This window comes from Priestia sp. BR_2 (assembly GCF_041954005.1).
Lineage (GTDB): Bacteria > Bacillota > Bacilli > Paenibacillales > Paenibacillaceae > Paenibacillus_AQ > Paenibacillus_AQ lautus_A.
In genome coordinates, this window is record NZ_JAVFHM010000118.1 from 1 (window position 1) to 1,083 (window position 1,083).

Here is a 1,083-nt window from a genome sequence, read left to right on the forward strand (position 1 = left end):
ATATTTAGGAATTTAATGTGAAAGAGATCTAAAAGCTGCTCTTTATCTGCTACCCGCTCTTTAATTACCTCTTTTTCTGCTTCAGCTCGTTTTTCTCCAATTGGCATACCCATAAAACGACTAGCATCCTCTGAAGAATAAGAACCGCTTGTTTCGTAATTAAAGCCAATGACGAATTTCCATAAAGGATCTCTGTTACTTAAAGGATATTTAGAAATACCGCTAGCTACAAAAGAATAGTTAATTAGCGCATTTGCAATAAAAAAAGTAGCCAGTATGCCTACGAGGTTTTTTCCTATTTTCTTTCGACGAGCTTTTAACTCAGCAACATCCTTCGTTTTAATGTAAGGTTGAAGAATTTGCAAGAGGAAATAAATGAAAACAGCAACGATAATAATGGGTCCTAGAGGGCGCATTAAATTTCCTAACGACAATAGAAGGCCAATATAAAGCCAGCTAAACTTGTTATGAGCAAATCTTTTTATAATAAGGTAAAAAGCTGCATAAAATAAAAAAGTAGCTAAATGCTGGTTAGTTAACACTGAGCTATAGAGAATGTTCGGAATGTAGAACGCATATAGAAAAGCTGCCATTCTCCCAGCAAGTTCGTTAAATACTTTAGCGCCAATTAAATAAATAAAAATAACGGTTCCGGTGGAATAAAAAATATTTAACAATTTTAATATAAAAATATTATCTCCAAAACAGCGAATAATAACAGATTCATAGAATGAAAAGCCTAGCTGATATACCCATGTGGTGAAATAAACGCTTTGATTAAATTCATAATTTCCTTTTGCTATATTACGCGCGGCATCTAGCATGACAAGAAAGTCAGATTTTACAGGCGTTTGAACAGAAAGCATCCATGCTAATCGAATACCTAAGGTCAAAACGATCAGTGAAATAAAAAACACAGTTTTGTTCATGTATCTACTTGCAATAGCTATTAGAAAAATGACAAGGAAAGTGATAAATATTCCTTCAATAACAAATGAATTACTTAAAGCCAAGCCTTTTAATTCCAATGAATTTGTCATCGCACTATAACTGCCCCATAGAGACCACGTAAGAATCATGAAA

General features: G+C 33.5%; 1 protein-coding gene. It reads right to left on the reverse strand.

Annotation, left to right across the window (positions count from 1 at the left end):
- A partial coding sequence (locus RB298_RS03880; RefSeq protein WP_486045857.1) for an ArnT family glycosyltransferase occupies positions 1 to 1,040 on the reverse strand: 1,040 nt, incomplete at its 3' end.
- Between the last annotated feature and the right edge of the window lie 43 nt (positions 1,041 to 1,083).